A 3,136-nucleotide genomic window follows, 5' to 3' on the forward strand; every position below is an offset into this window, starting at 1 on the left:
TTCACCCTGCGAGTGATGGTAGCCACAGGACGATGCCCGGGAATGCGACGAGGGCTGCGATTGTGGCGGCGTCGGCGATGAAGAAGGGGGTCACGCCGCGGAACACGTCCTGCACGCTCAGGTCGTCCCGCACGCCTGCCACCACAAAGCAGTTGAGCCCGATGGGTGGGGTGATCAGGCAGAACTCGGCCATTTTCACCACCAGGATCCCGAACCAGATCGCGCACATGGGCCCCGACATGCCAAAGGTGCTGTCAGCCGCAGAGACGAACTCGCCCCCGTTCAGCGCCATCACCGCCGGATAGACCACCGGCAGTGTGAGCAGCAGCATCCCGATCGCGTCCATGAACATGCCCAGCACCGCATAGGCCAGCAGGATGCACACAAGGATCAGCATCGGCGACACGGTCAGGGAGGTGATCCAGTCGCTGAAGGCGCCCGGCAGGTCGGCGAACCCGAGGAAGCGCACATAGATCAGCACGCCCCAGATGATGGTAAAGATCATCACCGTCAACTTGGCGGTCTCGATCAGTGCATCGCGCAGCTCGCGCAGGCGCATGCCCCGGTAAAGCGCCATCAGGAACACGATGAACGCGCCCACCGCCCCGCCCTCGGTCGGGGTGCCCCAGGCATCGCCAAAGGGGTTGTAGACAAAGAAGATGATGATCACGACCACCGCCACGATGGGCAGCGCGGGCGGCAGCGACACCAGCCGTTCTTTCCACGTGAACCCGGTCACGGGCGGGCCCACGTTCTTCCAGATCATCGCGATGGCAATGATCATGCCCGCATAGATGATGGCCGAGAACGCGCCCGGAATGAACCCTGCCAAGAGCAATTTGCCCACGTCCTGTTCCACGATGATCGCATAAATCACCAGGATGGCCGAAGGCGGGATCAGCGAGGCCAGCGTGCCCCCCGCCGCCACGACGCCTGCGGCGAACTGCTTGTTATAGCCGATCTTGAGCATCTCGGGGATCGCGATACGGGCAAAGACCGCCGCCGTGGCCACCGAGGCGCCGGACACGGCCGCAAAGCCCGCGGTGGCAAAGACGGTCGACACCGCCAGCCCGCCGGGCACCCAGGCGATCCAGCGCTTGGCCGCCTCAAAAAGCGCCGTCGTCAGCTTGGCGTAATAGGCGAGATACCCGATCAGGATGAAGGTGGGGATCAGGCTCAGCGCCTGGGCCGAGACCTTGGAATGGGGCACCTGCCCCGCCACCTTGACGCTGATCTCCAGCGCCTTGCCAAAGCGTTCGGGCGCATAGTCGAACCCGTTCCAGCGCAGCCACACAAGGCCGACGAACCCCGCCAGACCGGCCGCAAAGGCCACGCGCATGCCCAAAAACACCAGGCACAGCATGCCGCCCGTGGTCCACAGGCCAATTGTAATCGGGTCCATCAGTCTGCTCCCTCAAGGGCTTCGGCCTCGGCGCGGGCTTGCTCCGCCACGCTCTGGATCAGGGGGACGGCCACCGGGCTTTCCAGGTTCAGCCAAAAGGCGCGCGCGTACCCCACCGCCTGCAACACCAGCCGCGCGCACAGCACCGCAAAGGCCACCGGCACGATCAGTTTGCTGGGCCAGATCGGCAACGAGATATCGATGGAACTGTCGCGGCTGCACAAGGGGCGCGCGCAGTCGAACGAGCGGTCAAAATGCGACCACGATCCCCAGACCAGCGCAATCATCAGCACCAGGATCAACAGCACCATGATCAGCTCGACCAGCCACAGGACCCGGCCCCGCAGCGCGCCTACGATGATGTCCATACGGATGTGGATGCCATTGCGCTGCACAAAGGACACCCCCATGATCGCAATCAGCGGCATCAGCATCTCGATCAGGTCGACATAGCCAAGCAATGGTTTTTCAAAGAACTCGCGCGCCGAGACGGAATAGGCCGCCAGGAACATCAGCGAGAACGCCGCCAGCCCGCTCAGAAGCGCCATGACGCGCTCGATGGGCAGCAAGCCCCGGTCCAGCCGGCTCAGCAGACTGGAATCCTCAAGAACCGTGGATGCACCCGCCATCACGTCCCCCAAATATCAAATGCAAAAGTCAGGTAAGGTGCGCCGGAACGGCGCACCCTGCAAACGGGCCCGTAGGGTGCGCCGTTCCGGCGCACCGCACGCCTGCCCTCAGCTGCCGCCCTTGGCGTCCGCCAGCGTCTTGGCCACCAGATCATAAAGCTCCTGGCCCGGCAGGCCCTGCGCTTCCATGTCGGCAATCCACTGATCGCGGATCGGATCCGCAGCCTTGGCGCGGAATTCCTCGATCACGCCCGCGTCGATCTCGACCTTCTGCACGCCCTTCTCTTCCAGAACGCTGTCCCAGCGCTCCAGCAGCGACGCGTAGTTCGTCAGGTAGTGTTCGATCGCCTCGGGCACCGAGCTGTCCAGTGCCGCGCGGTGTTCATCCGACAGCGCCTCGTAGGCGTCGATGTTCACCACCACGGGGCAGTTCACCGTGCCGGGGTTCAGGTTCGCCGTCCACCAGTCCGCCTGGTTGATCGTGCCGAACGACAGGTGCGCGTGCTGGGCAAAGGCCACCGTGTCCACAACACCCGATTCCATCGCCTGGTAGGCCTCGGTCGCGGTCACCGACGTGGGCACACCACCCACCGCCGAGAACGCATTGCCGATCCCGCCCGTGGCGCGCACCCGCATGCCTTCAAAATCGGCCAAAGTGCTGCGCGGATCGCCCGTGCCCACGAGGTTGTACTGCGGCATCGGCGAGGTCATCAGCAGCTTGGCATTCCACTGCGCCATCTCTTCGGTGGCCGCAGGGTGCGCATAAACGGCGGCCGACACGGCCACTTCCTGCTCAAGGTTCTCGACGCCCAGGAACGGCAGCTCCAGCACCGTGATCACCCGGTTCTTGTCGCGGTGATAGCCCGCACAGAACTGCGCCATCTCGAACGCACCGATCGAGATCCCATCGAGGTTCTCCCGGTTCTTCGACAGACCGCCATAGCTCACGTTCATCGTGAACTCACCACCCGTCTTCTCGCTCACCAACTCCGCAAGCTTCTCGACATGCTCCGTAAACGCACGACGCTTGCCCCAAACAGACACATTCCACTCCGTCGCTGAAGCCTCAAGCGCAAAGCTCAACGAAACGAGACCGGCAACGCCG

General features: G+C 63.8%; 3 protein-coding genes. All 3 read right to left on the reverse strand.

Features of this window, described 5'->3' with window-relative positions; translation table 11 throughout:
- Nucleotide 1 precedes the first annotated feature (1 nt).
- Nucleotides 2–1,402 carry a TRAP transporter large permease gene (locus tag Q0949_RS20575; RefSeq protein WP_299376999.1) on the reverse strand — a complete coding sequence of 467 codons (1,401 nt, stop codon included), beginning with the start codon at nucleotides 1,400–1,402 and terminating at the stop codon, nucleotides 2–4.
- Nucleotides 1,402–2,031, reverse strand: coding sequence for a TRAP transporter small permease (locus Q0949_RS20580; protein ID WP_299146681.1), 630 nt, complete (start codon nucleotides 2,029–2,031; stop codon nucleotides 1,402–1,404). The genes Q0949_RS20575 and Q0949_RS20580 overlap by 1 nt, the downstream gene beginning before the upstream one ends.
- A 108-nt stretch (nucleotides 2,032–2,139) precedes the next feature.
- Nucleotides 2,140–3,114: a C4-dicarboxylate TRAP transporter substrate-binding protein gene (locus Q0949_RS20585; protein ID WP_299377002.1), complete on the reverse strand. Its 975-nt coding sequence runs from the start codon at nucleotides 3,112–3,114 to the stop codon at nucleotides 2,140–2,142.
- Nucleotides 3,115–3,136: the final 22 nt, after the last annotated feature.

The organism is uncultured Tateyamaria sp. (assembly GCF_947487805.1).
Taxonomy (GTDB): domain Bacteria; phylum Pseudomonadota; class Alphaproteobacteria; order Rhodobacterales; family Rhodobacteraceae; genus Tateyamaria.